Origin of the sequence: Aliigemmobacter aestuarii, assembly GCF_004799285.1 — a bacterium.
Classification (GTDB): Bacteria; Pseudomonadota; Alphaproteobacteria; order Rhodobacterales; family Rhodobacteraceae; genus Aliigemmobacter; species Aliigemmobacter aestuarii.
This window is the reverse complement of record NZ_SSND01000001.1, coordinates 716,877-742,452: the sequence shown is the minus strand read 5'-3', so window position 1 is coordinate 742,452 and position 25,576 is coordinate 716,877. Positions and strand designations below refer to the sequence as shown.

Genomic DNA, 25,576 nt, shown 5'->3' with positions numbered 1-25,576 from the left:
TCGCCCCGCCTGCGCGCCCGTGCTGTCCTGGCCGGGAACCGGCCGGGGGCAGGCTCAGAACAGGTCGGATGTCAGGCGGAAGCCGCTGTTTCCGCCGAACGTGGGTCCTTCGCCGGTGCCGATCGCCAGAAGGTGCAAGAGGTCTGCCGCATCCACCGTGCTGTTCTGGTCGCGATCCTCAAAGTAGTAGACGCCGAACCGGGTTGCGCTGGCACCGGTGATCACGAGGATGAGGCCCTCGTTCTCGGTCGGGTCGTTGTCTGCAAGACGCGAGCCGACCGCGTTTCGCACAGCCGTAAGCGACCCGAAAGCATCCCCCGCGATGCTGACCCCTGTAAGCCGTGCCGCGCTGAAATTGAGGCTGATGTCCTGGGCGGCTCCGACGAACCAGGTCGTCGCGTCGAGCAGGCCGAAGGCCACCCTGCTCACGACGATGAAGTTGTTGACGAATTCGGTGCCGTTCACGGTGTCCGCCATCGCCAGTTGGCCCGCAGAGAGCGTGCCGTTGATGTCGATCGTGCCGTCCGTGATCGAGGTATAGATCGCGCGGTCGAGGGTGGTCTCGCCGGTGCCAAGAAAGATCGAATCTCCGCCCGGCCCCCCGATCAGGTCATCGTTGCCCGCATTCCCGACAAGGGATTCGGAACCCGATGATCCATAAAGCGTATCCGCGCCGTTGGCGCCGTCCAGCCTTATGCCCCCGCCAGTGACCAGTCGCGCGTCGATCCTGATGCCGAATGATCCTGACGAGGTCACATTCAACGTGGACAGATCGCTTTGCAGCAAAAGATTCGCCGGAAGGATGACCGTCGCGCCTTCTCCGGTCGGTTGAAGCCACAGCCTGTCGATGCCGGATACCCCCGTGAAGGCCGTCGGGCCCATGAACTGCCCCGGAGCAAGTCCGATCTCGAGGCTGTCAAAGCCCGCCCCGCCGCTCACCGTATCGGCGCCCGTCAATTCGCCGGCGGCAAAGATGAACTGGTCGGCCTCGCCTCCTCCTTCCAGACGGTCGATGCCACGCCCGCCCTCGATGGTGTCGCGGAACGCGCTGCCCAGAACGGTATCGTCCCCGTGGCCGGCAACCACTTGCGTCCTTTTGGTGGAACCGGTCAGGTCGATCAGGTCATCGCCCGTGCCGCCGATGACGGTGAAGGCGAAAACATTGGTGGCGGCCGTCGCCGACCCCGCCAGGGCAAGGCTCATGCCCTCGTCGGACAGGACGAAACGTTCGATCCCGGTCACGTTCGCCTGATGGGCTGCGGTGATGGCGCCGCCGCCGTTGAAGACGATTTCGTCCTCGTTCCCCGCGCCCCCGTTCACCGTGGGGGCCAGCAGCATCTCGGTCCGGCGGATCAGGAACCGGTCGTTTCCGCTGCCGCCGTCGTAAAGGCCGGTGCCCGTGCCGCCGTCGATCGTGTCGTTGCCAAGCCCGCCGATCAGCGTGTCGATCCCGTCGCCCCCGCGCAGCAGCAGCCCGCGCCCCCCGGCCAGCACCGTCATCGCCGCCGCCGTGATCGAATCGTTCCCCGCCCCGCCGTCCACCGTCAGGAACGCCGCGTCATGGGACGCGATCAGCGTGTCGGTCAGCGTCAGCCGGTCGGCGCCGGCGCCCAGAACGATGCTTTCGATCCCGGTGATCCGGTCGGCGATGGCCGCCGAAATGACGATGGCCGCCGTTCCCGTGCCGCGCAGAACGTCGCCCGTGCCGGATTCGTCGGCGATCAGGTCATCGGCCGAAAGATCGCCCGCCGCGACAAGATAGGTATCGTTGCCCTCTCCACCGTCGGCCACGTCGGTGCCGCTTCCGATGGCTATCAGATCGTTCGCTGCACCGCCCGACAGCGTGTCGTTCCCGCTGCCGCCGAACAGCTGGTCATTTCCCCCGCGCCCGTTCAGCCGGTCGTTGCCGTCGCCCCCGTCCAGCCGGTCATTCGCCGCCCCGCCGGTCAGCGTGTCATTGCCCAGCCCGCCGATCAGGTTCACCGAAATCGAGGCAAGCGCCGCAGCAAAGGAATTCGCGCCCGCCGTGCCGATCAGCGTGACCTGCGCGCCCGACGTGGGCGCAAGCGTGCCGGGCAGAAGCAGGCTAAGGTTCGCAGACCCCAGCGCCGTCAGGTCGATCCGTTCGATCCCGCGCAGGCCTGTGAGGGCGGTGGGCGCCAGCACCCCGCCCGCCAGCACGCGCAGCGTGTCGGCGGAGCCGATGCCGCCATCCAGCAGGTCGGCCGAGGTCAGATCGGCGGCGGTGATTTCGAACCGGTCATCGCCCGCGCCACCGCTGGCGCGGTCGTTGCCCGAACCGGGGCGGATCACATCGGCCCGCGCGCCGCCGGTCAGGATGTCATTGCCGCCGCGCCCGTTCATAAGAAGCGCGCGATTGGTGATCGCGCCCGCATTGATCGTATCGCCGCCGCCCCCGCCGGTGACGGTGAAAACCGGCAGGGCAGAAAAGGCCGTGAGCCGGTTCACGAGTGTCAGCGCGACCGGCGAGGCGGTGTTGATCAGGATCGCCTCGATCCCCGCCACCTTCTGGAAGGCCGCTGCCCCCAGCGTCATGCCCGCCCGGATGACAAGCTGGTCGCCAGCCCCCGCGCCGCCCTTGATCGTATCTGCCCCGGTCAGGTGCCCGGGCGTGGACAGGATGAACCTGTCGGCGATATTGGCCCCTCCGATCAGACGGTCGGGGCCGGCACTCAGGCGGAAACGGGCCACGGAAAACTCCTTTGGAAATAAAGCTGAATATCCGGGTCAGGATAACGCATCGGCGGGCTGCGCAAAAAGGTTATTGACCTATACTAAAGAGTAGTCTCTCCCCCTTCCGCCCCCCCCCTTTGGCCCCTGCCATGCCCTCTATCCCCGCACCCCGAACGAGGGGGAAGGCACGCCGGCCGTTCGCCTTGGCGCGGCGCGCGTGCGGCAGGTGTTGCGGCAGCGGCTTTCCCATTTGATCAAATCCAGAACCCGCGTTAGCCTTGGCCAACAGGCGAAGGTGCGGAAGCGCAGGGGGGAAGATCGGCATGTCGGAATGGGAGGAGTTCAGGGCGCGGCATCCGGGGGTGCGGTTTCTGGATGCGGTGATGTTCGATCTTTGCGGCACGCCCGTGGGCAAACGCTATCCCGCGCGCGAGGCGGGCAAAGTCTGGTCCTCTGGCGTGGCCTTCTGCGCCGGGATCACCACGCTCGATGCGCTTGGGGCCTGCTGGGATGTGGAGGGGATCGGTTTTTCCGATGGCGATCCCGACGCGATCTCGTTCCCGGTGCCGGGCACGCTGGTGCCGGTGCCGTGGGCGGCCCACACGGCGCAGGTCCTGATCGCCCCCGCCCCGCCAGAAGGCGCCGCGGCGTGGTGGTTCGACCCGCGCGCGATCCTTGCCGCGGTGGTCAAGCGTCTGACGGATACGGGGCTGAGGCCCGTCGTCGCCTGTGAACTGGAATTCTACCTGACCACGCGCGATGAAGAAGGCAGGGTGATCCCGGCGACCCCGCTGCGCCGGGGGCGTGCCCCCGACGCGCCGCGGGTGCTGGCCTTCGACAAGCTGGACGAATGGGCCGACCTTCTGGCGGACATCGACGCCGCCTGTGCCGCGCAGGGCGTGCCCGCCGGGGCGGCCAGCGCCGAATACGGCGGCGGCCAGTTCGAGGTTAACCTCGCCCATCTGCCCGATCCGGTCGCCGCGGCCGATCATGCGCTTCTGTTGCGGCGCATCGTCAAGGGCGTGGCCGCGCGCCACGGGCTTGAAGCCACGTTCATGTCAAAGCCCTTCGCCGACCAGTCGGGTTCGGGCCTGCACATCCATCTTTCGCTGGCCGATGGCGAAGGGCGGAACCTGTTCGCCACCGATGACCGCCTGCTGGGGCAGGCGATCGCGGGGATGCAGGCCGCCGCCTATGACGCGATGGCGATCTTCGCGCCGAACCTGAACGCCTATCGCCGCTTCGCGCCCGACCAGTTCGTGCCGGTGAATACCTCCTGGGGGGTGAACAACCGGTCTGTGTCCTTCCGCGTGCCGGGGGGCGATCCTGCCGCGCGGCGTATCGAACACCGCATCGCAGGGGCCGAGGCGAACCCCTACCTTGTGATGGCGGCGGTCCTTGCGGGCGTGCATCATGGCATCGCCACGGGGCGGGAACCCGGCGCACCCTCGACCGGCAACGCCGGGGCCGAGGCCGATCCCGAGATGCCGATGAAGCTCTGGAGGGCGCTTGACCGGCTGGAAGGGTCCGCGCTGATGGCGGATTATCTGGGGCCGCGCTATCCTGCCGCCTATGCCGCGATCAAGCGGGCAGAGTTCGAGGCCTTCCTGGCCGATATCCTGCCCCGCGAACACGACTGGTATCTGTGACGGCGGGCAGGGGTCAGAGGCAGGAACGGGGGTAGGTGATGCGCAAGGGTGAGGTTTCCTTCTGGTATGCCGACATCGGGATGCCCGCGCGCCGCCCGGCGCTGGCGGGCGACATAGCGGCCGATGTGGCGATCATCGGCGCGGGCTATACCGGGCTGTGGTCCGCCTTGTATCTGGCCAAGGCCGATCCGACCCTGCGGATCGTGGTTTTGGAAAAGGAATTCGCCGGGTTCGGTGCATCGGGCCGGAATGGCGGCTGGCTCACCGGCGGATTTGCCTGGAACCACGACCGGTATCTGGAAAACGGCGGCGAGGCCGGCGTCCGCGCGATGGTCGCGGCCATGGGCGGCACGGTCGACGAGGTGATCGCCGTGGCCGAGGCCGAGGGGATCGACGCCGACATCCTGCGCACCGACGAGCTGATGGTCGCCGTCACCGCCCCGCAGATGGAACGGCTGGAGGCCGAGGTCGCCCACCGACGCCACTGGGGCGAGGACCGCGTGCACGCGATCGGCGCCGACGCGGCGCGGGCGCGGGTGAACATTCCCGGCATCCGGGGCGCGATGGTTGTGGGCGGCGTGGCCCGGGTGCAGCCGGCCAAGCTGGTGCGCGGGCTGGCGGCGGCGGTCGAACGGCGGGGCGTCACGATCTGCGAGGGAACCGAGGTCACGGATATCGCCCCCGGCCGGGTCAAGACCCCGCAGGGCACGGTCAGCGCGGGGGTGATCCTGCGCTGCACCGAAGGTTTCACCGCCACCCTGCCGGGGCTGAAGCGCGAGTGGCTTCCGCTGAATTCCGCGCAGGTCGTCACCGAACCCCTGCCCGAGGCGGTCTGGCAGCAGATCGGCTGGCAGGGGCACGAGATCCTCGGCGATTTCGCCAATGCCTATTGCTATTGCCAGCGAACGCGCGAGGGCCGGATCACGGTGGGCGCGCGGGGTGTTCCCTATCGCTACGGTTCGACCGTGGATGATCACGGCGCGCCCGATGGCGAGACGATCCGCCGCCTCATCGCCATCCTGCACCGCCATTTCCCGGCGGCGCGGACGGCCCGGATCGATCATGCCTGGTGCGGCGTTCTCGGCGTGCCACGCGACTGGTGCGCGACCGTGGGCTTCGACGCGGACAGCCGGATCGGCTTTGCCGGGGGCTATGTCGGCGTGGGCGTGTCGACCTCGAACCTCGCCGGACGCACGCTGGCCGATCTGGCGCTTGGCCGCGACAGTGATCTGGCGCGGTTGCCCTGGGTCAATCGCGGTGTCCGGAAATGGGAACCCGAACCCCTGCGCTGGCTGGGCGTGCACGGGATGTATGCGCTTTATGGGCTGGCCGACCGTCAGGAAGACCGCACCGGCCGCCGGTCGGGTCTTGCCGCCCTCGGCAACCGGCTGACCGGCCGGGGATGACGCCGGGGAGGATGCCGGGGAGGATGCCGGGGGAATAACGCGCGGGGATTGGACAAGCGCGCCCGAAGACCCCATATCCTTGCGGGCAAGCAGAGGAAGACGCAGATGACCAGGACCTATGCCAAGACGCCCGATGCGATTGCCCGGCTCACGCCCGAGCAATACCGCATCACCCAGCAGAACGGCACCGAACGCCCGTTCACCGGGGAATACGACCATCATTTCGCCCCCGGGCTTTATGTCGATGTCGTGTCGGGCGAACCGCTGTTCGCCTCGTCGATGAAATACAACTCGGGCTGCGGCTGGCCCGCCTTCGCAAAGCCCGTTGAGCCGGACAACATCGTCGAGTTGCGCGACGCGACCCATGGCATGATCCGCACCGAGGTTCGCTCGCGCCATGGCGACAGCCATCTGGGCCACGTCTTTCCCGACGGCCCGCGCGAGCTTGGCGGCCTGCGCTATTGCATCAATTCCGCGGCGCTGCGCTTCATTCCCAAGGACCGGATGGAGGCAGAAGGCTATGGCGACTATCTCGATCAGGTGGAGGGCTGAGACATGACGGAAGAACGCGCGATCCTTGCAGGCGGCTGTTTCTGGGGGATGCAGGACCTGATCCGCAGGCTGCCCGGCGTGATCCGGACCCGCGTCGGATACACCGGCGGCGATGTGGCCAACGCCACCTATCGCAACCATGGCACCCATGCCGAAGGGATCGAGGTGATCTTCGACCCCGCCGGGATCAGCTACCGGCAACTTCTGGAGTTCTTCTTCCAGATCCATGACCCGACCACACCGAACCGGCAGGGCAATGACATTGGCCTGTCCTACCGGTCGGGGATCTACTGGCTGACAGAAGCGCAGCGCCAGATCGCCCTCGACACGATCGCGGATGTCGAGGCCTCAGGCCTCTGGCCCGGGAAGGTCGTGACCGAGGTCGAACCCGCCGGAGATTTCTGGGAGGCCGAGCCCGAGCATCAGGATTACCTGCTGCGCTTCCCGAACGGCTATACCTGCCACTTCCCGCGTCCCGCCTGGGTGCTTCCACGCCGCGCGGCGGAATGATCGGGGAGGGGGGAAGGGGGGCTGTCTGCCCCCCTCTTTGGCTTCGCCAAATTCACCCCCCGAGGATATTTTCGTCAGGTTGAAAGCCATTTGAGTCAAACTTGTTTTGCTTTGGCTCAAATATCCCGGGGGTGAGGGCCGCAAGGCCCGAGGGGGCAGCGCCCCCTTGTCCTTCCGGTCACAGCTTGCGCATCCAGAATTGCAGGGGCTTCTTCGTCTCGGCCGTGTCGCCGACATCCCGCCACGAGAATTCGGCCACCACGCCCGGCAGGGGGGCATAGCCGCGGCCGCGCCAGAATGCATCGTTGGTGCGTGCGTTGGCGGGTTTCATCGGGTGGTCGCCCGGCCGCACGACCGAGCAGAAGGCCACATGGCCGCGTTCCATCCGGCGGGCGTGGTCTTCGCGCAGGTCGAAGAAGCGATGGCCGATCCCCTGGCCGCGATAGGCCGGAAGCAGCACGGATTCCGCGCCGTAAAGGATGTCGGTCAGCGGAATGCCGAGATCGCGGAAGGGCGCGGCGAATTCGGCCGCGTGATCCTCCATCGGGGTCGAGGTGGACGCCCCCACCAGCCGCCCCAGATCGAAGGCCCCCACCAGAAGCGCCCCCGGCGTGTCGCGATAGGTGGCCAGATACTGGCGTTCGTAGTCGAGCGTGCCGTCATAAAGATAGGGCCAGTCGCGGAACACCGCGATGCGCAGCGCCGCGACGTCATCGAGCGCGGTCTCGAGTTCCGCCCCCTGCAGCGCGCGGACCTCAATCATTCGGAAACCTGCCGGATCCAGTCGTTGAGGTTGTAGAAGGTGGTCACGCGCGTGATCCGGCCGTCCTTGACGTCGAAAAAGCCGCCCGCTGGCAGGATGTAGCCCTGTCCCTTCGCCTCGGGCAGGCCCGGATCGGTCTTGAGATAGGTGCCATGCACGACGAATTCGGCCGCGGCGCGGCTGCCGTCCTCGTTCGAGAAGATCACGATGTCCTTCAGTTCCTCGCGATAGCTGACGCCCATGTGCGAGCAGAATTCGCCAAACAGCACCTTGCCACGGCGGACCCCGCCTTCGTTCACCCGATGCTCGATATCGGAGGAGACGCAGTCGAGCATGGCTTTCGCATCGCCCGCATTGAAGGCGGCGTAGTAGCGGGCGATCAGGTCGCGTGTGGCTTGGGTCATGGCGGTCATCCTCGTGTTCGGGTTTGGGAAAGGTTTAGCGCGAAGTCCGGGCCGGGGAAAAGGCCGATGCGGACGGATCGGGGCAGGTTTGCGACACCACGGTTGGGCGCGGGGCGATTGACAGGGGGGGCCGGCGGGTCCTTCCTTGCCGGGTCACAGCAGGAGACCGGCCATGTCCAACCCCGCCCCCGATTCCGCCCAAGGTCCCGCCCAAGATCGCGCGAGGCCCCGCGCCCGCGACCTGGGCCTGCCCTTTCCCGGCACGCCGGGGCCCTGGAACGCCATCACCGATGTCGCGGGGGTCGAGGTGGGGTTCTGCACCCTTATCGATCCCGCCCGGCGGATGCGCACCGGCGTCACCGCGATCCGCCCGCGCCCCGATGCCGGCCATCCGGTGCCTGTAACGGCGGGCTTTCATGCGCTGAACGGCAACGGCGAGATGACGGGAACGCACTGGGTCGACCATGCGGGCTATTTCACCGGGCCGGTCTGCATCACCAACACCCATTCGGTTGGCGCGGTCCATCATGGCACGGTCCGCTGGATGATGGAGCAGTATGGCAGCTATTTCCGCGAGGAACATTCCTGGGCCATGCCGGTGGTCGCGGAAACCTATGACGGGGTCCTGAACGATATCACCGCGCTTCACGTGACGCCCGACCATGCGATCGAGGCAATCCGCGCCGCGCGGTCGGGTCCGGTGGCCGAAGGCTCGGTCGGCGGGGGCACCGGTATGATCGCCTATGAGTTCAAGGCCGGGACGGGCACCGCCTCGCGCCGGGTGGCGATCGGCGGGCGCGGATTTACCGTGGGGGTGCTGGTGCAGGCCAACCACGGGCGGCGCGACTGGCTCACCGTGCTGGGGCGGCCGGTCGGGCGGCTGATGCCCGAAGGCGCCTTCCGCCAGAAGGAAACCGGGTCGATCATCGTGGTGATCGCGACCGATGCGCCGTTGTCGCAGCTGTCGTTGCGCGCGGTGGCGCGGCGCGCGGCGCTTGGGATCGGGCGGGGCGGCACGCCGGGCGGAAACAGTTCGGGCGATATCTTTCTGGCCTTCTCGACCGCGGGCCCCGGCCCGATGCCCGAGCGGGACACCGATTTCGTGACCCGCGAAACGATGAACCCCGAGCGCATCGACCCGCTCTACCTGGCGGTGGTCGAGGCGGTGGACGAGGCCGTGGTCAACGCCATCGTGGCGGGCGAGGACACGCCCGCCGTAAAGCCCGAGGGCCTGATCGTGCGCGGGATCGACCGGGAGGCCCTCCGCCGGTTGTTCGCCTGAACAGGCGGTCGGATACAGCCGGTTGACGCATGGGAAGGTAGCGCTTGAATTCCGCTTTGTCCCGCCGTTAAGGTCCCCGGGTGATCCGACGCATGTGTCGGAATGTGCGAGTGAGAGGAGTTGCCGCCGATGACCACCTATTTCAGCACCGAAGGCGTTGTCTTCCAGTCGGACGAAAGCGGCGCGAATGCCCTGCTTCTGGGCACGGTCCGGCTAAAGGTGGTGGCGGAAACCGGGGCGGATGGTGTCACCATCTTTTCGGCCGCGTCCCAGTCGCTGACCTCGATCATGCGGGTCGGGCCGGGCGCGTCGTTTTCCGACCCCACACCGCATGACGTGCAGATATCGGTCGTGGGAACGGGCCTGCCTGCCACGCAATCCTGGACCTACCGGTTCGGCGTCGTCACCTGGTCGGGCGGGCAGATCATTGCCCTCATCGGGCAGGAGGCGGCCACGGATGTCGAGATTCTGATCCCGCTTGCGACCAGCGGCCAGGCGTTTGGCGGAACCGCATCGACCACTGCCTTGCGGGCGTTCCTTGCGTCCATCACGGGCACCACGCCCTTTAGCGGGACGGTGCAGTCGCTGTCGCAGTTGCAGGGGACGTTCTCGGAAAACGATGTCTATGTCGGCGGCACCGGTCCGGACGACATCAGCCTCGGGATCGGGAACGACACGGCCACCGGCGGGGCAGGCGCGGATGACATCTTCGGCGGCGAGGGCAACGACGCGCTTTATGGCGGGGCCGACAATGACGACGTGTCGGGCGATGGCGGCGACGATCTTCTGACCGGGGACGCAGGTGCCGACCGGCTTGTCGGAGGAACGGGAAATGACCGTCTGCAGGGCGGCGACCAGAATGACCGGCAGGAAGGCGGCGACGGCAACGATACGCTCTGGGGCGGGAATGATGATGACGATCTGTCCGGCGATGCCGGAAATGACCAGTTGCTTGGCGAGGCGGGGCGGGATGAGCTTTCCGGCGGGCTTGGCAACGATCAACTGGATGGCGGTGCCGGAAACGACACGCTGATCGCCGACTGGGGGGCGGACATCGTTCGCGGCGGCGACGGGGATGACCGCATCTATGCCGATGGCTATGTCTTCGGCGGCGCCATCAACGGTCCGGACGTTCTTGACATCGTCTTCGGTGGTGCCGGGAACGACAGGATCGAGGAAGGCACCGGGATCACGGGCGGCACGAACCGGATTTCGGGCGATGCCGGAAACGACACGATCACCGGGGCCGGGAATGACACTGTCTTCGGCGGGGCCGGGAATGACCGGATCGAACGCTCGTCAGGGAATTCGCTTCTGAAAGGAAACGGCGGTGCGGATTCGATCAAGGGCGGCCTCGGACGCGATACCGTTCTGGGCGGGGCGGGCAACGACACGCTCGATGCCAGCAGCGGGAACGGCAGCATTGTTCGCGGCGAGGGCGGCCGTGACACGATCCTGGCCTATCATGCCGGCGTGAACGTGATGAATGGCGGGGCTGGCGCGGACACTTTCGTTCTGGCCTTGACGGCCTCATCCGGCCAGCGCAGCAAGCTGATCGGCGGCGCCGGTGTGGACCGGGTCGAGGTCGACACGCTTGATTCCGTCCGCGACATCGTGCGCAACGGCAGCCAGATCACCCTGATCGGCAGCGACGGCGGACGGATCACCTTTGCCTCGATCGAGAAGTTCGTCCTGAACGGGGGCGATGTGATGACTGCGCGGCAGTTCTACAATTTCTGGGACGATCTCATCAACTGAGGCGCGCCCGCGTTGAATAGTGGGCCCGCAGCCAATCGGTTGGTCGCAGCCAATCGACGGTCGGCGGTCAATCGACGGTCGGCGGGCCGAACCGGGCGATCATGCGGTCGCGGATCTGGTCGCGCGCCTGGCGGTAGGCGGCAAGCTTTGCCTCGCGCGTTTCGCCCAGGCCCGTCGGGTCGAGGATCGGCCAGTATTCCACATCGAGGTGATAGTGCCGCGTCAGTTCCAGCGCCATGCGCTGGCTGGCGGGCGACAGGGCCACGATCAGGTCGAACTGGCCCAGATCATCGCCCCATTCCTGCATTTCCTCGAACGACCGGGCGCGGTGGCGCGAAAGCTCGATCCCCAGTTCGCGGCAGACGGCGATGGAAAAGCCGTCCACCTCCATGTCGTTCTTCACGCCCGCCGACTGCACATAGGCGCGTTGGCCGTAGAGCTTTTTCATCAACCCTTCGGCCATGGGCGAACGCACGGCGTTATGATCGCAACAGAACAGGACAGACTGGGGAAACTCACCCAAGACCTTACCCCCAGTGCAGGACGCAGATCAGGGTGAACAGGCGCCGCGCGGTGTCGATATCGACATCGGCCTTACCCTCAAGCCGCTCTTGCAACACCCGCGCGCCTTCGTTGTGGATGCCGCGCCGCGCCATGTCGATCGCCTCGATCTGGCTGGGAGGCAGGCGTTTGACCGCATCGAAATAGCTTTCGCAGATCTGGAAGTAATCCTTCACCACCTGACGGAACGGGCCCAGAGACAGGTGGAATTCCCCAACCTTCGTACCGTCCTCGGTGGCGATGTCGAAGACAAGCCGCCCTTCGCGGATCGCAAGGCCCAGACGGTAGGGGCCCGGTGGCACCTCGCGCCCGTCGCGGACCGGCAGGGCAAAGGAATTGTCCTCGAGCAGGTCGAAGATCGCAACCTTGCGTTCCTGTTCGATCTCGGGCGTAGGCCGCGCAAGCCCCTGTTCGTCGATGTCGATGGCACAGATACGGTTGGTCATGGGCACTTATCCTTTTCCACTGCCCGTGATGCCCGACAGGGCAGGGGCATGCAAGCCCTCGTGAGGGGCAGGCGCGGCCCGGGGCGCGCCTCTTCTTCCTGTGATGGTCTGCCCCTTCCCCAAACAGCAGAGGCGGCCGGCGTGGGGCTTCGCCGGCAATCCGCAGGGGGGTGTCATGCAGCGCGTCAGTCGGGGAAATTCAACCTGTCCAGCCGCGCCCGAACGCTCAGGCCGTGGGCCTCAAGGCTTTCGCTGTTGGCCAGCCGCTCGGCGGCGGGGCCGATGGCGGCCAGCGCCTCGGGCGTCATCCGCGCCAGTGTCGTGCGCTTGAGGAAATCCATCACCGACAGGCCCGACGAGAACCGGGCCGAACGCGCCGTGGGCAGCACATGGTTCGGCCCACCGACATAATCGCCGATCGCCTCGGGCGTCCAGGCGCCGATGAAGATCGCCCCGGCATGGGTGATCTTTTCCGCCAGCGCCTCGGGATCGGCCACGCAAAGTTCCAGGTGTTCGGGCGCCACGCGGTTCGACAATGCCGCCGCCTGTTCCAGATCGCGCGCGACGATCACCGCGCCATAGTCGCGCCAGCTGGCCCCTGCAATCGCGCGCCGGTCCAGCGTTTCCAGCCGCTTTTCCACGGCGGCGGCGACCGCCCGGCCGAAGTCGGCATCGTCGGTTACAAGGATCGACTGCGCGCTTTCATCATGTTCGGCCTGCGACAGAAGATCGAGCGCGATCCAGTCCGGGTCGTTGTCGCGGTCGGCGATGACAAGGATCTCGGACGGCCCCGCGATCATGTCGATCCCCACCCGGCCAAAGACCCGGCGCTTGGCGGCGGCGACATAGGCGTTACCCGGCCCGGTGATCTTGTCCACCGGGCGGATCGTTTCGGTGCCATAGGCTAGCGCCGCGATCGCCTGCGCGCCGCCGATGCGATAGACCTCGTCCACCCCGGCCAGTTCCGCGGCCAGAAGCACCAGCGGATTGACCGCCCCGCCCGGCGTCGGGCAGGCAATGGCCAGCCGTTCAACCCCGGCGACCTTCGCGGGAATGGCGTTCATCAGCACCGACGACGGGTACGAGGCCAGCCCGCCGGGCACGTAAAGCCCCGCCGCCGAAACCGCGCCCCACCGCCAGCCGAGGGATTCGCCATGCGGCCCGGTCCAGCGTTCCTCGCGCGGGGGCATCTGGCGGTCGTGATAGGCGCGGATTCGTTCGGCAGCCAGTTCCAGCGCGGCGCGGTCCTCGGGGGAAACGCGCGCCACCTCGGCCGCTATTTCCGCCGGCGTGAAGGCCAGGGTTTCGGGCGTCAGTTCCAGCCGGTCGAAACGCGCGGTCAGTTCGATCACCGCAGCGTCGCCGCGGGCGCGGACATCGGCGATGATCGCCGCCACGGCGGCATCCACATCGGGCGCATCCTCGCGCTTCATGCCCAGAAGGGCCGCGAAGGCGGCTTCGAAATCCCGGTCGGCGGCATTGAGGAACTGGGGCATGGTGCACTCCTTGTCTGCCCGCCCAATTAGCCTGCGCGGAACCGGGCGGCAACCCGCGCGCGTCATCTGCCGACCCCCGTCCGCCCCGCTCCCTCCCCGGTCCCGCCCCGGTACCTCCCCGGTCAGGCGTTCAGATCCTTGCGCATCGGATGGCCCACGATCCAGCGGCCCTGACGCGGCGGCGCGGCAACCTGCCAGCCGTGGGCAAGGTAGAAGTCGCGCGCGGTCGCTGTGGCGGTCAGGCTGGCCTCAGGGCGGCCAAGGCCCCGCAGGTCCGCCTCCATCGCGGCCAGAAGGGCCCGGCTGATGCCCTGACCGCGAAAGGCAGGGGCGACGTAGTTCAGCGTGATCTTGCCGGTGCCGGGCGGATGTGGATCGGCCTCGACCTCGCCCACGCCGACCACGGCGCCCCGGCACTCGGCCACAAAGACCCGCCCCGGCCCGGCGATCCGGGAGACGAGATGTTCGGGCGTCTTGTCGGCCAGCCAGCGCGACAGGATCGCCGGATCGCGGTGATGGTCTGCCTCGCACAGCATGCGGATCGAGGCGGCGACGGTTTCGGCGCAGGCGGCGGCATCGTCGGGCAGGGCGCGGCGGATCGTGAACGGGTCCATCCCCATCCCCGCCCCGTCAGTCCCGGTGTTGGGGCGCCTTGCGCGACGGCGCGGCATAGGGGCGGGTGACGTCCTTGAGCGTGACCTCGAGCGCCTCGACATCCACGGCGATCGCCCCGTCGCCCGCGAAGGTCAGGACGATCCGCCCGGTGCCGTCCTCGCCCGGTTGCCAGTCCAGCGCCAGAAGCGACAGCACGGTGTCCTTGTCGCCGGGCGCGATCCCCATCGACCGGACGGCCAGCACATCGCCGATCACCAGCAGCGCGCGGACCCGCTCATAACGGCGCCCTTCGCGTTCGGCGGCGCTGCGGTCCTCCCAGCGGAACCGGTTCAAAAGCATGGCGAACTGGCGCTTGCGGCGGCGGTAATCCATGTCGGCTGCCGTCAGGACCGCATCCTGAAGCAGCGCCGAAATCACCTTCAGGTCGTCGGCATCCTCGGCCCCCAGGTTGACCGGGCGTTCGCCGCCGTCTTCGAACCGCGCGTCGGTCATCGGCCTCTCCCGCTTTCCTACTGCCCCGAGATCCGTTCGATGCGGGCCCCGCAGGCGCCCAGCTTGGCCTCGACATGTTCATATCCGCGGTCAAGGTGATAGACCCGGCTGACCACGGTTTCGCCCTCGGCGGCCAAACCCGCAAGGATCAGGCTGACCGAAGCGCGCAGATCGGTGGCCATCACCGGCGCGCCGCGCAGCCGGTCCACACCGGTCACGGTCGCATGCCCGCCGTGCACGTCGATCCGCGCCCCCATGCGCATCAGTTCGGGCGCGTGCATGAAACGGTTCTCGAAGATGGTTTCCTCAAGCACGCTGACTCCGTCGGCAGTGCACAACAGCGCCATCATCTGCGCCTGAAGGTCGGTGGGAAAACCGGGGAAGGGTTCGGTGCGCACGTTGACGCCCCGGACCCGACCGTTCTTGCGTGCCACCTTGAGGCCGCGATCGGTTTCGGTGACCGAGATGCCCGCCTCGTCCAGCTTTTCGCAGAAGGCGCCGACAAGGTCGATGCGCCCGCCCAGGCAGGTCACCTCGCCGCCGCAGATCGCCGGGGCCAGCATGTAGGTACCCAGTTCGATCCGGTCGGTGACGACGGGATGGGTCGCCCCGCCCAGCCGGTCCACGCCCTCGACGGTGATCGTGCCGCTGCCTTCGCCTTCGATATGCGCTCCCATCCGGCGCAGGCATTGCGCCAGATCGACGATCTCGGGTTCGCGCGCGGCGTTCTGCAGGACGGTCGTGCCCTTCGCCAGCGTCGCCGCCAGAAGCGCGTTCTCAGTGGCTCCGACCGACACGAAGGGGAAATCCACCACCGCGCCCTTCAGCCGCCCGCCGGGGGCCTTGGCATGGACATAGCCATCGCGCAGGTCAAGTTCCGCCCCCATCGCCTCAAGCGCCTTCAGATGCAGGTCGACAGGGCGCGCGCCGATCGCGCAGCCTCCGGGAAGCGAGACCACCGCATGCCCGTCGCGCGCCAGCATCGGCCCGAGGACAAGGATCGAGGCGCGCATCTTGCGCACGATGTCATAATCGGCGGTGTGGTTGGTGATCCGGTGCGAGGACATCGCCAGCACCTGCCCACCCTGAAGCGAGGCGACCTCGGCCCCCAGAGATTGCAGAAGCTGCGTCATCGTGCGGATGTCGGAAAGCCGCGGCGCATTGGTCAGCGTCAGCGGTTCCTCCGACAGAAGCGTGGCGGGCATCAGCGTCAGGCAGGCGTTCTTTGCCCCTGCGATCGGGATATCCCCGTGCAGTTCACCGCCACCCCTGACCATAATCGAATCCATGCGCCTGCCTCACTCGTCCTCAGTTTTCGTTGTCGGTCCGGCCGCTGTCCGAGGCGCGCGCCCGCGCCTGGGCCTTGCGGCGGGCCATGTTCGCCTTGAGCGCGGCCTTGAGCCTGTCCTCGCGCGTGTCGCGCCCACCCTCGGGCGCGGGGTTCGCGCGCTTCGGGGGGCGATCGGGGGAAGGAGGGGCTGCCGGATCCTTGCTCATGGCCCCCTTCCTAACGCAGCCGCGAAAAAGGGTCCAGATTGCGCTTGCACGCCGCCGCGATTGCGTCTATCTCCCCGCCACACTGCGGATGACGACCCGTCCGCACAGCGGTTTGCTGCAGTAGCTCAGTGGTAGAGCACTCCCTTGGTAAGGGAGAGGTCGAGAGTTCAATCCTCTCCTGCAGCACCATACCTTCTTGTTGATTTGCAAGATCTTCCTGTCTTATCAGGGAGATGGCCCGCCCATCTGGTGCACAGGACGGGTGCACGTGGGTTTGAAAATGGCGACCCCTTGGAAGCATCCCAATTCGGGAATCTACTACCTTCTCGAACGTGTCCCTTCCAAGCTGGTAGACAACGCCAAATGCAGAACGGTCATCGTTCCCCTTGATGGTAAGCCTCATCCGATCAAGCGGGGGCATTGGGCCAAGCTGTCCGTGCGGACGAAAGACGCAACCGAGGCGAAGGGGCGCTACAAGGAAGCTGCAGCAGCCTTGCTGGAGCATTGGCGACTGATCGAACATGCCGGCATCGCCGGCAGGCCGATCCGCCGGATCAGTCGCATCGCGACCGGTTCCGGCAACAACCGCAAGATCCGTTTTGCACGGCGAAAAGTCGCGCTAGGATCATCGGAACTGACTGGAGCCGAAGATGCCCTTGATCCCGCCGCCACGCCCCTTTCTGGACTGGGCCGTCGATACCCGCCCCGATGACTGGGACATGGTGGAAACCGCGATCATCGGTCTGCCCCTCAGCGAACATTATCCGGGCGAGCCGCGCCCGAACGATCAGGCCGCCGCGCCCGATGCGATCCGCGCGCAATCCGGCCAGTTCTGCGACGGCCCGGCGCATTGGGATTTCGACATCGGCGCGCCCCTGTCGCGTCTGCTGCCGTCGGGCGGGCGCGATGCCGGCAACCTGATCGAGGGGGATGCCGCGTTCGACGCGCATTTCGCCGAAAGCATTGCCGTGATGAAACGGCACATCGCCACCTCGCGATTTTCGGCCGTTCTTGGCGGGGATCACGGCGTCACAATCCCGACCCTGCACGCGCTCGAGGTTCTGGGAAGACCGGTCCATCTGGTGCAGATCGACGCGCATATCGACTGGCGCGACGATGTCGGCGGCGTGCGGCGCGGCTATTCCAGCCCGATCCGGCGGGCCTCGGAACTGCCGTGGATCTCGGGGATCACCCAGATCGGCATTCGGGGAACCGGCAGCGCCCGCAGCACAGAGTTGGAGGCCGCGCGCGATCATGGCGCGACAATCTTCACCGCCCATGCGATTCACGACGAAGGGCTTGCCCCGGTGCTGGCGCATCTGGCCGGGCGCGGCCCGTTTTTCCTGACGGTCGATGCCGACGGGCTTGACCCGTCGGTCATGCCCGCGGTGCTTGGCCCGGTGCCGGGGGGCTTGCGGTTCGAACAGGTGCGGCGCATCCTTTGCCACCTTGCGGCTGAAGGCGGGCTCAGGGCCATGGATGTGGTCGAGGTCGCGCCGTCGGTCGATCTGCCCAACGCGATCACCTCGGTCACGGCGGGTCGCCTTCTGATCAACGGGATCGGCGCGGCGCTTGGCGGCACGGCCTGACGGGGCGACGGGGCGCGCCAGGGCCGCAACATCGGAGATGTGGATGCGACGCTTGTCCTGTCTTTTCCTTGCCGTGCTGCTGGCCGCATCCTTCGATGTGCCTTCCGCGGCCCAAACCTTGGTGATCGAGGATTTCCGGATGCAGCCCGAAACCCGCTGGCGTTTCTTCACCGATCAGGTCATGGGCGGGGTCTCCACCGGCAGGGTCGAGTTCCTGCAAGAGGACGGACGCCCCCATGCGCGCATGACCGGGCGTGTCAGCACCGAAAACCGGGGCGGGTTCATCCAGATGCGGATGGACCTTGCCAGCTCGCCCCCCGAAGGTACCACCGGATTGCGCCTTGTGGTGCGCGGAAACGGGCAGCGGTATTTCGCGCATCTTCGCACCAGCGGCACGATCCTGCCCTGGCAATACTATCAGGCCGGGTTCGACGTGACCGGAACCTGGGCCGAGGTGCGCCTACCCCTTGAGGCCTTCAAGCCCTCGGGCAGCCTTCTGCGCCGCGTTCCGTCGGCACCGGCCCTGACCTCGGTCGCGGTCGTGGCCTTCGGGCGCGATCACGACGCGGAAATCGAGGTGCGCGAGGTCGGGTTCTACTGACCGGCCCGGCGCGATGCGGTGCGGTGCGGCTCAACGGGCCTGCAGCCTGTGAACCAGCAGCCGGTCGATCCGCCGCCCGTCAAGGTCGATCACCTCGATCCGCCATCCCGCGATGTCCACATGGTCGCCAAGCCGGGGCAGCATGCCCATCCGGTCGATTACGAGGCCGGCGACAGTTTCGTAGTCGCGGCCCTCTTCCAGTGCAAAACCAAGCTGTTCGGCGAATTCGTCGACCGGCATCCAGCCTGCCACCAGCAGGCTGCCATCCGCGCGTTCGGCGATCTTGGCCTCGGCCTCCTCGCCCTCGATGAAGTCGCCCGCGATACCCTGAAGCACGTCCATCGGCGTGATGATCCCTTCGAAATGGCCGTATTCGTCATAGACCAGAACCATATGGGCGGGGGCCTTGCGCAGGGTGTCCAGCACGTCCAGCGCGGCCATTCCGTCACGTACGACCGGCGCCTCGACGACCAGTGCCCGCGGGTCGGGCGCGGATCCTGACCGTCCGGCGTTCAGGAAATCGCGCGACTTCAGCACCCCGATGATGGTGTCCGGCCCGCCATCCCGGACCGGAAGCCGGGAATGGCCGGTTTCCCGGAATCGCCGGATGATCGCGGCGGGCGGATCGGTCACTTCGACCGTCTCGACCTCGTGGCGTGGCACCATCAGTCCCCGGGCACTGCGGTCGGCGATTCGCATGACGCCCGCGATCATCTCGCCCTCGGCCTTTTCCATCACCCCGGCGGATTGCGCTTCGGACAGCACCAGCCTGACCTCTTCATCGGTGACGCTGCGGTCGGCCGCGCCGGACTGGCCCAGCAGGGCCAGCACCACGCGACCGGACCGGTCCAGCACCCAGACGACCGGCGCCGCCACGATCGAGATCATGTTCAGAAGCGGGGCGATGCGGGTCGCGGCGGCTTCGGGCGCGCGCAACGCGATCTGCTTCGGCACGAGTTCCCCGAAGACAAGCGACAGGTAGGTGATCCCGACGACCACGCCACCCACCCCCAGCGTCTGCGCAAGTCCGGTGCCCATCCCTGCCGCGGCCAGCGCCTCGGCCAGCCTGACCCCCAGCGTCGCCCCGGAGAACGCCCCTGAAAGGACGCCCACCAGCGTGATCCCGATCTGGACGCTGGACAGGAACCGGCCCGGATCGGCCGCCAGTTGCATCGCGATGGCCGCGCCCCGGCTGCCGTTGTCGGCCATCACCTTCAGTCGTGCCGTGCGGGATGAGACGATGGCCAGTTCGGACATCGCCAGCACGCCGTTCACAAGCGTGAGGGAAAGGACGATCAGAAGTTCGGCAAACATGGGTTCAGGTTCCGGTGCGGTTGGGCGTTGGCGATCGGACGATCAGGCGGGCAGGCGGGCAGGGCGCGGGTGCGGCGGGTTTGGCCGGCGTGCGGGGGCGGGTCGTCAGGCGGCCACCGGGAAGGTTGGCGCGCCTTCCAGCGCACAGGTCGCCCGCCGAAATCCGGCGCAACTTCGCGTCGCCGCGTCGGTCGTCGTCGCCATGATCACCGCCCTCACCAGCCTCACCAGCCTGCGGGCCGTCATCGGGAAGGGCCGGGCGCGCGGCGCGGGGGATGCTTTCGGGGGCCATGACACTGTTTCTGCACTCGTCCCGAAGATAGGATGACAAGGCCCGGTCGCCAATCTTTTGCGTCCGGAAAATGTGAACGGCTGCGCGGGGGGCTTCCATCCGCCGCGTGTCAGCCGCGCAGCACCCGCAAGACCGAAAGCGCCGCGTCCCACAGGTCGAAGACTCGGACCAGCAGATGTTCCCTGGCGACGAAGGGTCCGTCCCGGCGCCCGCCGGTTTCGGCCTCCAGCGTCTCCATCAGGCGGATCAGACGCCGCCGATGGATGCCCAGCCGTGCCTGGACCGGATCGGCAAGGATGCCCGCGAAGGCCGCGACCACCGCCCCGGCCATCACGAGGCAAAGAACCGTTGCGGCGACCATCCAGGGTTCGGGACCCACCGGAAAGACCCCATACCATGCGCTTCCCAGGGTCCGCCCCAGCGGAAAGCCCTCGATCGCCGCGCTATGCGACAACGCCCCGGCCACGCCCGGCGCCATCGAGATGACGCCCGGCGTGAGCGCCTGAAAGGCGATGGCCCCGACCGCAAGGGTGAAAAGCGCCGTGGTGAATTCGGAGATGGCCGAACGCGTTCCGGCGTAATCCCCGATCGCAGCGACGATCCGGTCCGACAGGGCGCGCGCCGCTTCGGGGCTGCCCTGCCGGCGAAAGACGTCACGGTATCGGGGCGCGGCCAGGATCGCAATGGACAGCGCCTCGCGGTCCGGGGCCGCTGCATGCGGCGGCAGGGGAACGCGCAGAAGATCGGTGACAACCAGCGCCTCGACCCTGGCCGCGACCGAAGTGCGCAGGATGATCTGCCTGCGCCCAAGCCAGTCGGCTGCCCCGCGCAGGCGCATGCGCCTGAAAAGCCACGCCGCAAGCCGGGTCAGCAGGAAAACCGGCGACAGGATGACGTTCACGGGTGCTCTGAGGATATCCCAGCCAAGCGCGTGCCGGTGCAGGCGGATCGTGCCGGGCCAGGTCAGGTGGCGCGAAACGAAGGTGTCGGCCGCGGCCCTCTGCTGATCGCCCGCGCCCTTTTCCATCGTCTCCGTCGCGGTGATCCGCACCTGTCTGCACCCCCCCGGTCGCGCCGGTCCCGCGCCCGTGGCGGGTTGGCCCGATCCATCGCACATGCACCCTGACCCGAAGATGTGGATGCCCCGACACGGTGCAACCCCCTGGCCGAAAGATTCGCGGTAAACCTGTCTTTTCTGCGCCCTGCGTCTTTGCAACGGCGCGAAACTACCCATCTGGGCGACAGGCGATGCGGCATCCGCATCCGGGCTGGCAGGGGACGTGGCGTGCAGGATCTGGTGTTCGATCTGGTGGAGCGGGGCGGTTATGCCGGGGTCGCGTTCCTGATGTTCCTTGAAACCGTGTTCCCGCCGATCCCGTCCGAAGTGATCATGCCCGTCGCCGGAATCGTCGCAGCCTCGGGCGGGATGACCCTGACCGGCGTGATTCTTGCGGGGACCCTGGGCGCGATGCTGGGCAACACTGCCTGGTATTTTCTGGCGCGGATCACCGGGATCGACAGGTTCCAGCCCCTGATCCTGCGGCATGGCCGCTGGCTGACGATCGACTGGCCCGATGTGGAACGCGCGCAGGCGGCCTTCGGGCGGTTCGGCGGCGCGATCGTGTTCCTTGGCCGGATGATCCCGACGATCCGCTCGGTGATCTCGATCCCGGCCGGAATCCTCAGGATGGAACTCGGGCGTTTCCTGATCTGGTCGACGGTCGGAACCGCGATCTGGAGCGCGGGCCTTGCCGCTGCGGGATGGGCGGCGGGCCTGCACTTCGACCGGATCGAGGCGGTGATGGGGCCTGTGTCGCTTGCCGTGATCCTGGCCATCGCGGCGCTTTATGTCTGGCGGCAGCTGACCTGGACCCGAAAGCGGACGCAGGGGCGCCCCTGACATCGCCAAACGCACCGAAGGATCGGGCAGCGGCCCCCGGTCGGGGCGATCCGTGGCGAAATCCTGCGCGGCACTATGCGCCGCCTTGCCAAGAGATTGGGCGCCCGAAGGCTGCAAGTGCTGGCATTTTGCGCACTTGGGCATAGCGTTCCGTCTGCACGCGGGGACCGGACGACCGGCAACCCCGTGGCCGATTTCGGCGCGGGACCACCCCGCGCCCGTCTTTCCGGAGGAGGAAACCATGACGAAACTTGCGACGACCCGCCGGGCGTTCTGCCTTGGCACCGTGGCGGCGGCGGCCCTGTCGGCGGCCCCGATGGCGGCAGAGGCCGAGGAATTCATCAACATCCTGACCGGCGGCACCTCGGGTGTCTATTATCCGGTGGGGGTGGCCCTGTCGAAGATCTACGGCGACAACATCCCCGGCGCGCGCACCCAGGTGCAGTCCACCAAGGCCAGCGTCGAGAACCTGAACCTGCTGCAGCAGGGCAAGGGCGAGCTGGCCATCGCCCTTGGCGACAGTGTGAAATATGCATGGGAAGGCAATGCCGATGCCGGTTTCTCGGCGCCCCTGGGCAAGCTGCGCGGGATCGGCGCCGCCTACCCGAACTTCATCCAGATCGCGGCCTCGGCCGACAGCGGCGCGGCCACGCTGGCCGATCTCGCAGGCAAGTCGATGTCGGTGGGCGCGGCCAAGTCGGGCACCGAACTGAACGCCCGCGCCATCCTGTCGGCGGCCGGCATGACCTATGACGACCTCGGCAAGACCGAATACCTGCCCTTCGCGGAATCGGTCGAACTGATGAAGAACCGCCAGCTCGATTCCACGCTGCAATCCGCGGGTCTGGGCGTCGCCTCGCTGAAGGATCTGTCGACCTCGATGCCGACGACGATGGTCGCCATTCCCGCCGAAATCGCCGAAAAGCTGGGCGCGCCCTATATCGCGGCCACGATTCCCGCCGGCACCTACGAAGGCCAGACCGCCGACGTGCCGACGGTCGCCGTGATGAACTATTTCGTCACGCATGAGGATGTTTCCGAGGAAACCGCCTATCAGATGACGAAGCTTCTGTACGAAAGCCTTCCCGACCTTGCCGCCGCTCACAATGCCGCCGCCGCGATCACGCTGGAAAATGCCCTGTCGGGCATGCCGATCCCGCTGCATCCTGGCGCCGAGCGCTATTTCAAGGAAAAAGGCCTGATGTAAGGCCTTCTGCGGGTCTGACCCGAGGGGCGGAGCCTGTCTCCGCCCCCGTTTTCGTATAACATGACGGGGAAGGGGAGGGGGCCATGCAAAAGCCCGGAGATCATCACGACATGCCCGAAGGCGCGGCCGACCTCGGCCTGCATGATCCTTTGGCCGACAGCTTTCCGGGCGGGCGCGAGGGGCGCATCCTGTTCTGGATCGCGGTGGCCTTCTCGACGTTCCAGATCGTCACCGCCGCGCATCTGGTCGACATGACAAGCCAGGTCGCGCGCGCCTTCCACGTGGGCTTTCTGGGGCTTCTGGGCTTTCCGCTGCTGGCGATCGCGAAGAAGAAGACCGGGGCGGTGAAATGGGCCGCCTGGGGCGCTGCCGTGCTGGCGGTGTCCGTCGCGGCCTACCAGTGGTGGGAATATGTGCCGCTGCTGATGCGGGCGGGCGACCCGCTTTTCCGCGACATCGTCATGGGGGTGATCGCGCTGGCGCTGGTCTTTGCGGCCGCCTGGGCGCTGATGGGGCCGGCCCTGCCGATCATCGCGGGGATGTTCCTGGCCTACTGCCTGTTCGGCCAGCACCTGCCAAGCCCGCTGAACCATCGCGGCTATGACTTTGCGCAGGTGATCGACCACATGGCCTATGGGACCGAAGGCATCTACGGCATCCCGACCTATGTCTCGTCGACCTTCATCTTTCTGTTCATCCTGTTCGGGGCCTTTCTGGAAAAGGCCGGGATGATCAAGCTGTTCACCGATGTCTCGCTGGGGCTTGTCGGCCACCGGATGGGGGGGCCTGCCAAGGTTTCGGTCCTGTCCTCGGGGCTGATGGGCACGATCTCGGGGTCGGGGGTGGCCAATGTGGTGACGACCGGGCAATTCACCATCCCGCTGATGAAATCCTTCGGCTACCGCCCGGCCTTCGCCGGCGGGGTCGAGGCGACGGCCAGCATGGGCGGCCAGATCATGCCCCCCGTCATGGGCGCGGTCGCCTTCATCATGGCCGAAACCCTGGGGGTCGATTACGTCGAGGTGGTCAAGGCCGCGCTGATCCCGGCGATCCTCTATTTCGCCTCGGCCTTCTGGATGGTCCACCTGGAAGCCGGGCGCATGGGCCTGCGCGGCATGGCGCGCGAAGACCTGCCCTCGCCGCGCCGCGCGATCCGCGAGGGATGGCACCTTGTCCTGCCGCTGGCGGTCCTCGTGTGGCTGCTGTTTTCCGGCTACACGCCCCTGTTCGCGGGCACCGTCGGGCTGGCGCTGACCGCGCTTCTGATTCTTGGCGCATCGGTGGCCCTGGGGCTGCCCGACGGCGCGATCCGCTACATCTTCTGGATCGGGCTGGGGCTGGTGGCGGCATCCTTCCTGCAGTTCGGGATCATGGTGGTCGTGGTGGCGCTGGCGGTGCTGATCGGCTGGAACGCGCTGTCGAAGGGCGGACGCGAAACGCTTGTGCTGTGCCGCGACAGCCTGGCCGACGGGGCCAAGACGGCGCTTCCGGTCGGCATCGCCTGTGCGCTGGTGGGCGTGATCATCGGCACGATGACCCTGACCGGGGCCGCCAATACCTTTGGCCAGTTCATCGTGGGCGTGGGCGAAAGCAGCCTGTTCCTGTCGCTGGTGCTGACCATGCTGACCTGCATCGTCCTGGGCATGGGGATTCCCACGATCCCCAACTACATCATCACCTCGTCGATCGCGGGGCCCGCGCTTCTGGAACTGGGCGTGCCGCTGATCGTCAGCCACATGTTCGTCTTCTACTTCGGCATCCTCGCCGACCTGACGCCGCCGGTCGCGCTGGCCTGTTTCGCGGCCGCCCCGATCGCGAAGGAGCGCGGGCTGACGATCAGCCTGAACGCGGTCAAGATCGCGGCAGCCGGGTTTGTCATCCCGTTCATGGCGGTCTATTCGCCCGCGCTGATGCTGCAGCCCGGTGGGCCGGTGGCCGAAGCGATCGGCCTTGTTCCGGCGGTGGCCTATGTGGTGGTCAAGGCCGCGCTGTCGATCGGGCTTTGGGGTGTGGCGGTGATCGGATGGCTGGGCAGGCCGCTGGCCCTGTGGGAACGCGGGCTGGCGATGGCCGCTGCCTTCACCCTGGTCGCCGCACTGCCCCTGACCGACGAGATCGGCTTTGCCCTGGTCGCGGTCTTTGCCGGGCTGATGTGGTTCACCCGGCGCAAGGGGGCCGTGGCTTGAGCCTGTGCCTTTTCTCCGGTGCGGCGGTCCTGTTGACGCTGGCCGCGCCGGAGATCACGCTGTCCTGGCGCCATTCGGTCGAGCATGTCGAGTGGCGCGAGGATTGGCGCGCGGTTCCCGGCGGGCTGCGTCTGATCCGCGCGGCGGTCAGGGGATCGGGCGCGGGGATGGAACCGGGCGAGGGCGCGCGGATCGAGGACGGCTGGTGGGTCTGGGCCCCGGATGGGCCGGAGGTGCCCGAACTGTGGCTGGCCTCGTCGGGGGCGACGGGTGCCGGTTGGACCTTGTGCAGCGCGGGCGAATGCCATGAAGTGGGGAAGGCGCCGGGTCAGGCCCTGCGCCTTGCCCCCTGCGGAGAGTAG

Annotated in this window: 25 protein-coding genes and 1 tRNA gene; 14 read left to right on the top strand and 12 right to left on the bottom strand. The window is 67.3% G+C overall.

Annotated features, from left to right (window positions below):
- Nucleotides 1–54: 54 nt before the first annotated feature.
- Nucleotides 55–2,712, bottom strand: a complete 2,658-nt coding sequence (locus E7811_RS03530) for a calcium-binding protein (RefSeq protein WP_136393189.1) — start codon at nucleotides 2,710–2,712, stop codon at nucleotides 55–57.
- A 305-nt stretch (nucleotides 2,713–3,017) separates the two neighbouring features.
- On the opposite strand from E7811_RS03530, the gene E7811_RS03525 reads away from it, so the two are divergent.
- From E7811_RS03525 to msrA, 4 genes are all read left to right on the top strand, one after another.
- Nucleotides 3,018–4,343: a glutamine synthetase family protein gene (locus E7811_RS03525; RefSeq protein WP_136393188.1), complete on the top strand. Its 1,326-nt coding sequence runs from the start codon at nucleotides 3,018–3,020 to the stop codon at nucleotides 4,341–4,343.
- A gap of 38 nt (nucleotides 4,344–4,381) precedes the next feature.
- Nucleotides 4,382–5,749 (top strand): NAD(P)/FAD-dependent oxidoreductase, encoded by a 1,368-nt coding sequence (locus tag E7811_RS03520; RefSeq protein ID WP_136393187.1) that lies wholly within the window; start codon nucleotides 4,382–4,384, stop codon nucleotides 5,747–5,749.
- Nucleotides 5,750–5,854: 105 nt separating this feature from the next.
- Nucleotides 5,855–6,301 (top strand): peptide-methionine (R)-S-oxide reductase MsrB, encoded by a 447-nt coding sequence (msrB, locus tag E7811_RS03515; RefSeq protein ID WP_136393186.1) that lies wholly within the window; start codon nucleotides 5,855–5,857, stop codon nucleotides 6,299–6,301.
- A gap of 3 nt (nucleotides 6,302–6,304) precedes the next feature.
- On the top strand, nucleotides 6,305–6,811 hold the full coding sequence (gene msrA / locus E7811_RS03510) for a peptide-methionine (S)-S-oxide reductase MsrA (protein ID WP_136393185.1): 507 nt from the start codon (nucleotides 6,305–6,307) through the stop codon (nucleotides 6,809–6,811).
- A gap of 178 nt (nucleotides 6,812–6,989) precedes the next feature.
- Here msrA and E7811_RS03505 read toward each other — a convergent pair whose 3' ends face one another.
- Both E7811_RS03505 and E7811_RS03500 read right to left on the bottom strand, forming a co-directional pair.
- Nucleotides 6,990–7,574, bottom strand: a complete 585-nt coding sequence (locus E7811_RS03505; RefSeq protein ID WP_136393184.1) for a GNAT family N-acetyltransferase — start codon at nucleotides 7,572–7,574, stop codon at nucleotides 6,990–6,992.
- The gene (locus E7811_RS03500) at nucleotides 7,571–7,978 is read right to left on the bottom strand and encodes a ketosteroid isomerase-related protein (RefSeq protein WP_136393183.1); all 408 of its coding nucleotides are present in this window, start codon (nucleotides 7,976–7,978) and stop codon (nucleotides 7,571–7,573) included. Before E7811_RS03500 ends, E7811_RS03505 begins: the two co-directional genes overlap by 4 nt.
- 172 nt (nucleotides 7,979–8,150) lie before the next feature.
- Here E7811_RS03500 and E7811_RS03495 point away from each other — a divergent pair, with 172 nt between their 5' ends.
- Nucleotides 8,151–9,260, top strand: coding sequence for a DmpA family aminopeptidase (locus tag E7811_RS03495; protein ID WP_136393182.1), 1,110 nt, complete (start codon nucleotides 8,151–8,153; stop codon nucleotides 9,258–9,260).
- A 129-nt stretch (nucleotides 9,261–9,389) separates the two neighbouring features.
- Nucleotides 9,390–11,018 (top strand): calcium-binding protein, encoded by a 1,629-nt coding sequence (locus E7811_RS03490; RefSeq protein ID WP_136393181.1) that lies wholly within the window; start codon nucleotides 9,390–9,392, stop codon nucleotides 11,016–11,018.
- Nucleotides 11,019–11,085: 67 nt separating this feature from the next.
- On the opposite strand, the gene E7811_RS03485 is transcribed toward E7811_RS03490, so the two are convergent.
- From E7811_RS03485 to E7811_RS03455, 7 genes are all read right to left on the bottom strand, one after another.
- Complete coding sequence (locus tag E7811_RS03485) at nucleotides 11,086–11,541, bottom strand: arsenate-mycothiol transferase ArsC (protein ID WP_136393180.1); 456 nt, start codon at nucleotides 11,539–11,541, stop codon at nucleotides 11,086–11,088.
- 4 nt (nucleotides 11,542–11,545) lie between these two features.
- Nucleotides 11,546–12,025, bottom strand: a complete 480-nt coding sequence (locus tag E7811_RS03480) for a UPF0262 family protein (RefSeq protein WP_136393179.1) — start codon at nucleotides 12,023–12,025, stop codon at nucleotides 11,546–11,548.
- A 185-nt stretch (nucleotides 12,026–12,210) separates the two neighbouring features.
- Nucleotides 12,211–13,521 carry a histidinol dehydrogenase gene (gene hisD / locus E7811_RS03475; RefSeq protein ID WP_136393178.1) on the bottom strand — a complete coding sequence of 437 codons (1,311 nt, stop codon included), beginning with the start codon at nucleotides 13,519–13,521 and terminating at the stop codon, nucleotides 12,211–12,213.
- A 122-nt stretch (nucleotides 13,522–13,643) separates the two neighbouring features.
- Nucleotides 13,644–14,135: a GNAT family N-acetyltransferase gene (locus tag E7811_RS03470; RefSeq protein WP_136393177.1), complete on the bottom strand. Its 492-nt coding sequence runs from the start codon at nucleotides 14,133–14,135 to the stop codon at nucleotides 13,644–13,646.
- A 16-nt stretch (nucleotides 14,136–14,151) separates the two neighbouring features.
- Nucleotides 14,152–14,628, bottom strand: coding sequence for a DUF2948 family protein (locus tag E7811_RS03465; protein ID WP_136393176.1), 477 nt, complete (start codon nucleotides 14,626–14,628; stop codon nucleotides 14,152–14,154).
- 17 nt (nucleotides 14,629–14,645) lie between these two features.
- Nucleotides 14,646–15,917: a UDP-N-acetylglucosamine 1-carboxyvinyltransferase gene (murA, locus tag E7811_RS03460; RefSeq protein WP_136393175.1), complete on the bottom strand. Its 1,272-nt coding sequence runs from the start codon at nucleotides 15,915–15,917 to the stop codon at nucleotides 14,646–14,648.
- Nucleotides 15,918–15,936: 19 nt separating this feature from the next.
- Nucleotides 15,937–16,125, bottom strand: coding sequence for a hypothetical protein (locus E7811_RS03455; protein WP_136393174.1), 189 nt, complete (start codon nucleotides 16,123–16,125; stop codon nucleotides 15,937–15,939).
- A 114-nt stretch (nucleotides 16,126–16,239) separates the two neighbouring features.
- Here E7811_RS03455 and E7811_RS03450 point away from each other — a divergent pair.
- The 4 genes from E7811_RS03450 (at nucleotide 16,240) to E7811_RS03435 (ending at nucleotide 18,315) form a co-directional block, all read left to right on the top strand.
- Nucleotides 16,240–16,314: transfer RNA gene (locus E7811_RS03450), tRNA-Thr, on the top strand.
- Between the two features lie 79 nt (nucleotides 16,315–16,393).
- The gene (locus E7811_RS03445; protein ID WP_136393173.1) at nucleotides 16,394–16,837 is read left to right on the top strand and encodes a DUF6538 domain-containing protein; all 444 of its coding nucleotides are present in this window, start codon (nucleotides 16,394–16,396) and stop codon (nucleotides 16,835–16,837) included.
- On the top strand, nucleotides 16,776–17,714 hold the full coding sequence (locus E7811_RS03440; protein ID WP_136393172.1) for an arginase family protein: 939 nt from the start codon (nucleotides 16,776–16,778) through the stop codon (nucleotides 17,712–17,714). Before E7811_RS03445 ends, E7811_RS03440 begins: the two co-directional genes overlap by 62 nt.
- A gap of 43 nt (nucleotides 17,715–17,757) precedes the next feature.
- Nucleotides 17,758–18,315: a CIA30 family protein gene (locus E7811_RS03435; protein WP_136393171.1), complete on the top strand. Its 558-nt coding sequence runs from the start codon at nucleotides 17,758–17,760 to the stop codon at nucleotides 18,313–18,315.
- A gap of 30 nt (nucleotides 18,316–18,345) precedes the next feature.
- Here the strand turns inward: E7811_RS03435 and E7811_RS03430 are convergent, their stop codons facing one another.
- Nucleotides 18,346–19,629, bottom strand: coding sequence for a hemolysin family protein (locus E7811_RS03430; protein WP_136393170.1), 1,284 nt, complete (start codon nucleotides 19,627–19,629; stop codon nucleotides 18,346–18,348).
- Nucleotides 19,630–20,030: 401 nt separating this feature from the next.
- Nucleotides 20,031–20,972 carry a DUF6635 family protein gene (locus E7811_RS03425; RefSeq protein ID WP_136393169.1) on the bottom strand — a complete coding sequence of 314 codons (942 nt, stop codon included), beginning with the start codon at nucleotides 20,970–20,972 and terminating at the stop codon, nucleotides 20,031–20,033.
- A 234-nt stretch (nucleotides 20,973–21,206) separates the two neighbouring features.
- Between E7811_RS03425 and E7811_RS03420 the strand changes: the two genes are divergently transcribed.
- The 4 genes from E7811_RS03420 (at nucleotide 21,207) to E7811_RS03405 (ending at nucleotide 25,576) form a co-directional block, all read left to right on the top strand.
- A complete protein-coding gene (locus tag E7811_RS03420) occupies nucleotides 21,207–21,821 on the top strand; it encodes a DedA family protein (RefSeq protein ID WP_211092079.1) in 615 nt (204 codons plus the stop codon).
- A gap of 241 nt (nucleotides 21,822–22,062) precedes the next feature.
- A complete protein-coding gene (locus E7811_RS03415) occupies nucleotides 22,063–23,028 on the top strand; it encodes a TAXI family TRAP transporter solute-binding subunit (protein WP_136393168.1) in 966 nt (321 codons plus the stop codon).
- A gap of 110 nt (nucleotides 23,029–23,138) precedes the next feature.
- Nucleotides 23,139–25,214 (top strand): TRAP transporter permease, encoded by a 2,076-nt coding sequence (locus E7811_RS03410; RefSeq protein ID WP_136394213.1) that lies wholly within the window; start codon nucleotides 23,139–23,141, stop codon nucleotides 25,212–25,214.
- A complete protein-coding gene (locus E7811_RS03405; protein ID WP_136393167.1) occupies nucleotides 25,211–25,576 on the top strand; it encodes a DUF1850 domain-containing protein in 366 nt (121 codons plus the stop codon). The genes E7811_RS03410 and E7811_RS03405 overlap by 4 nt, the downstream gene beginning before the upstream one ends.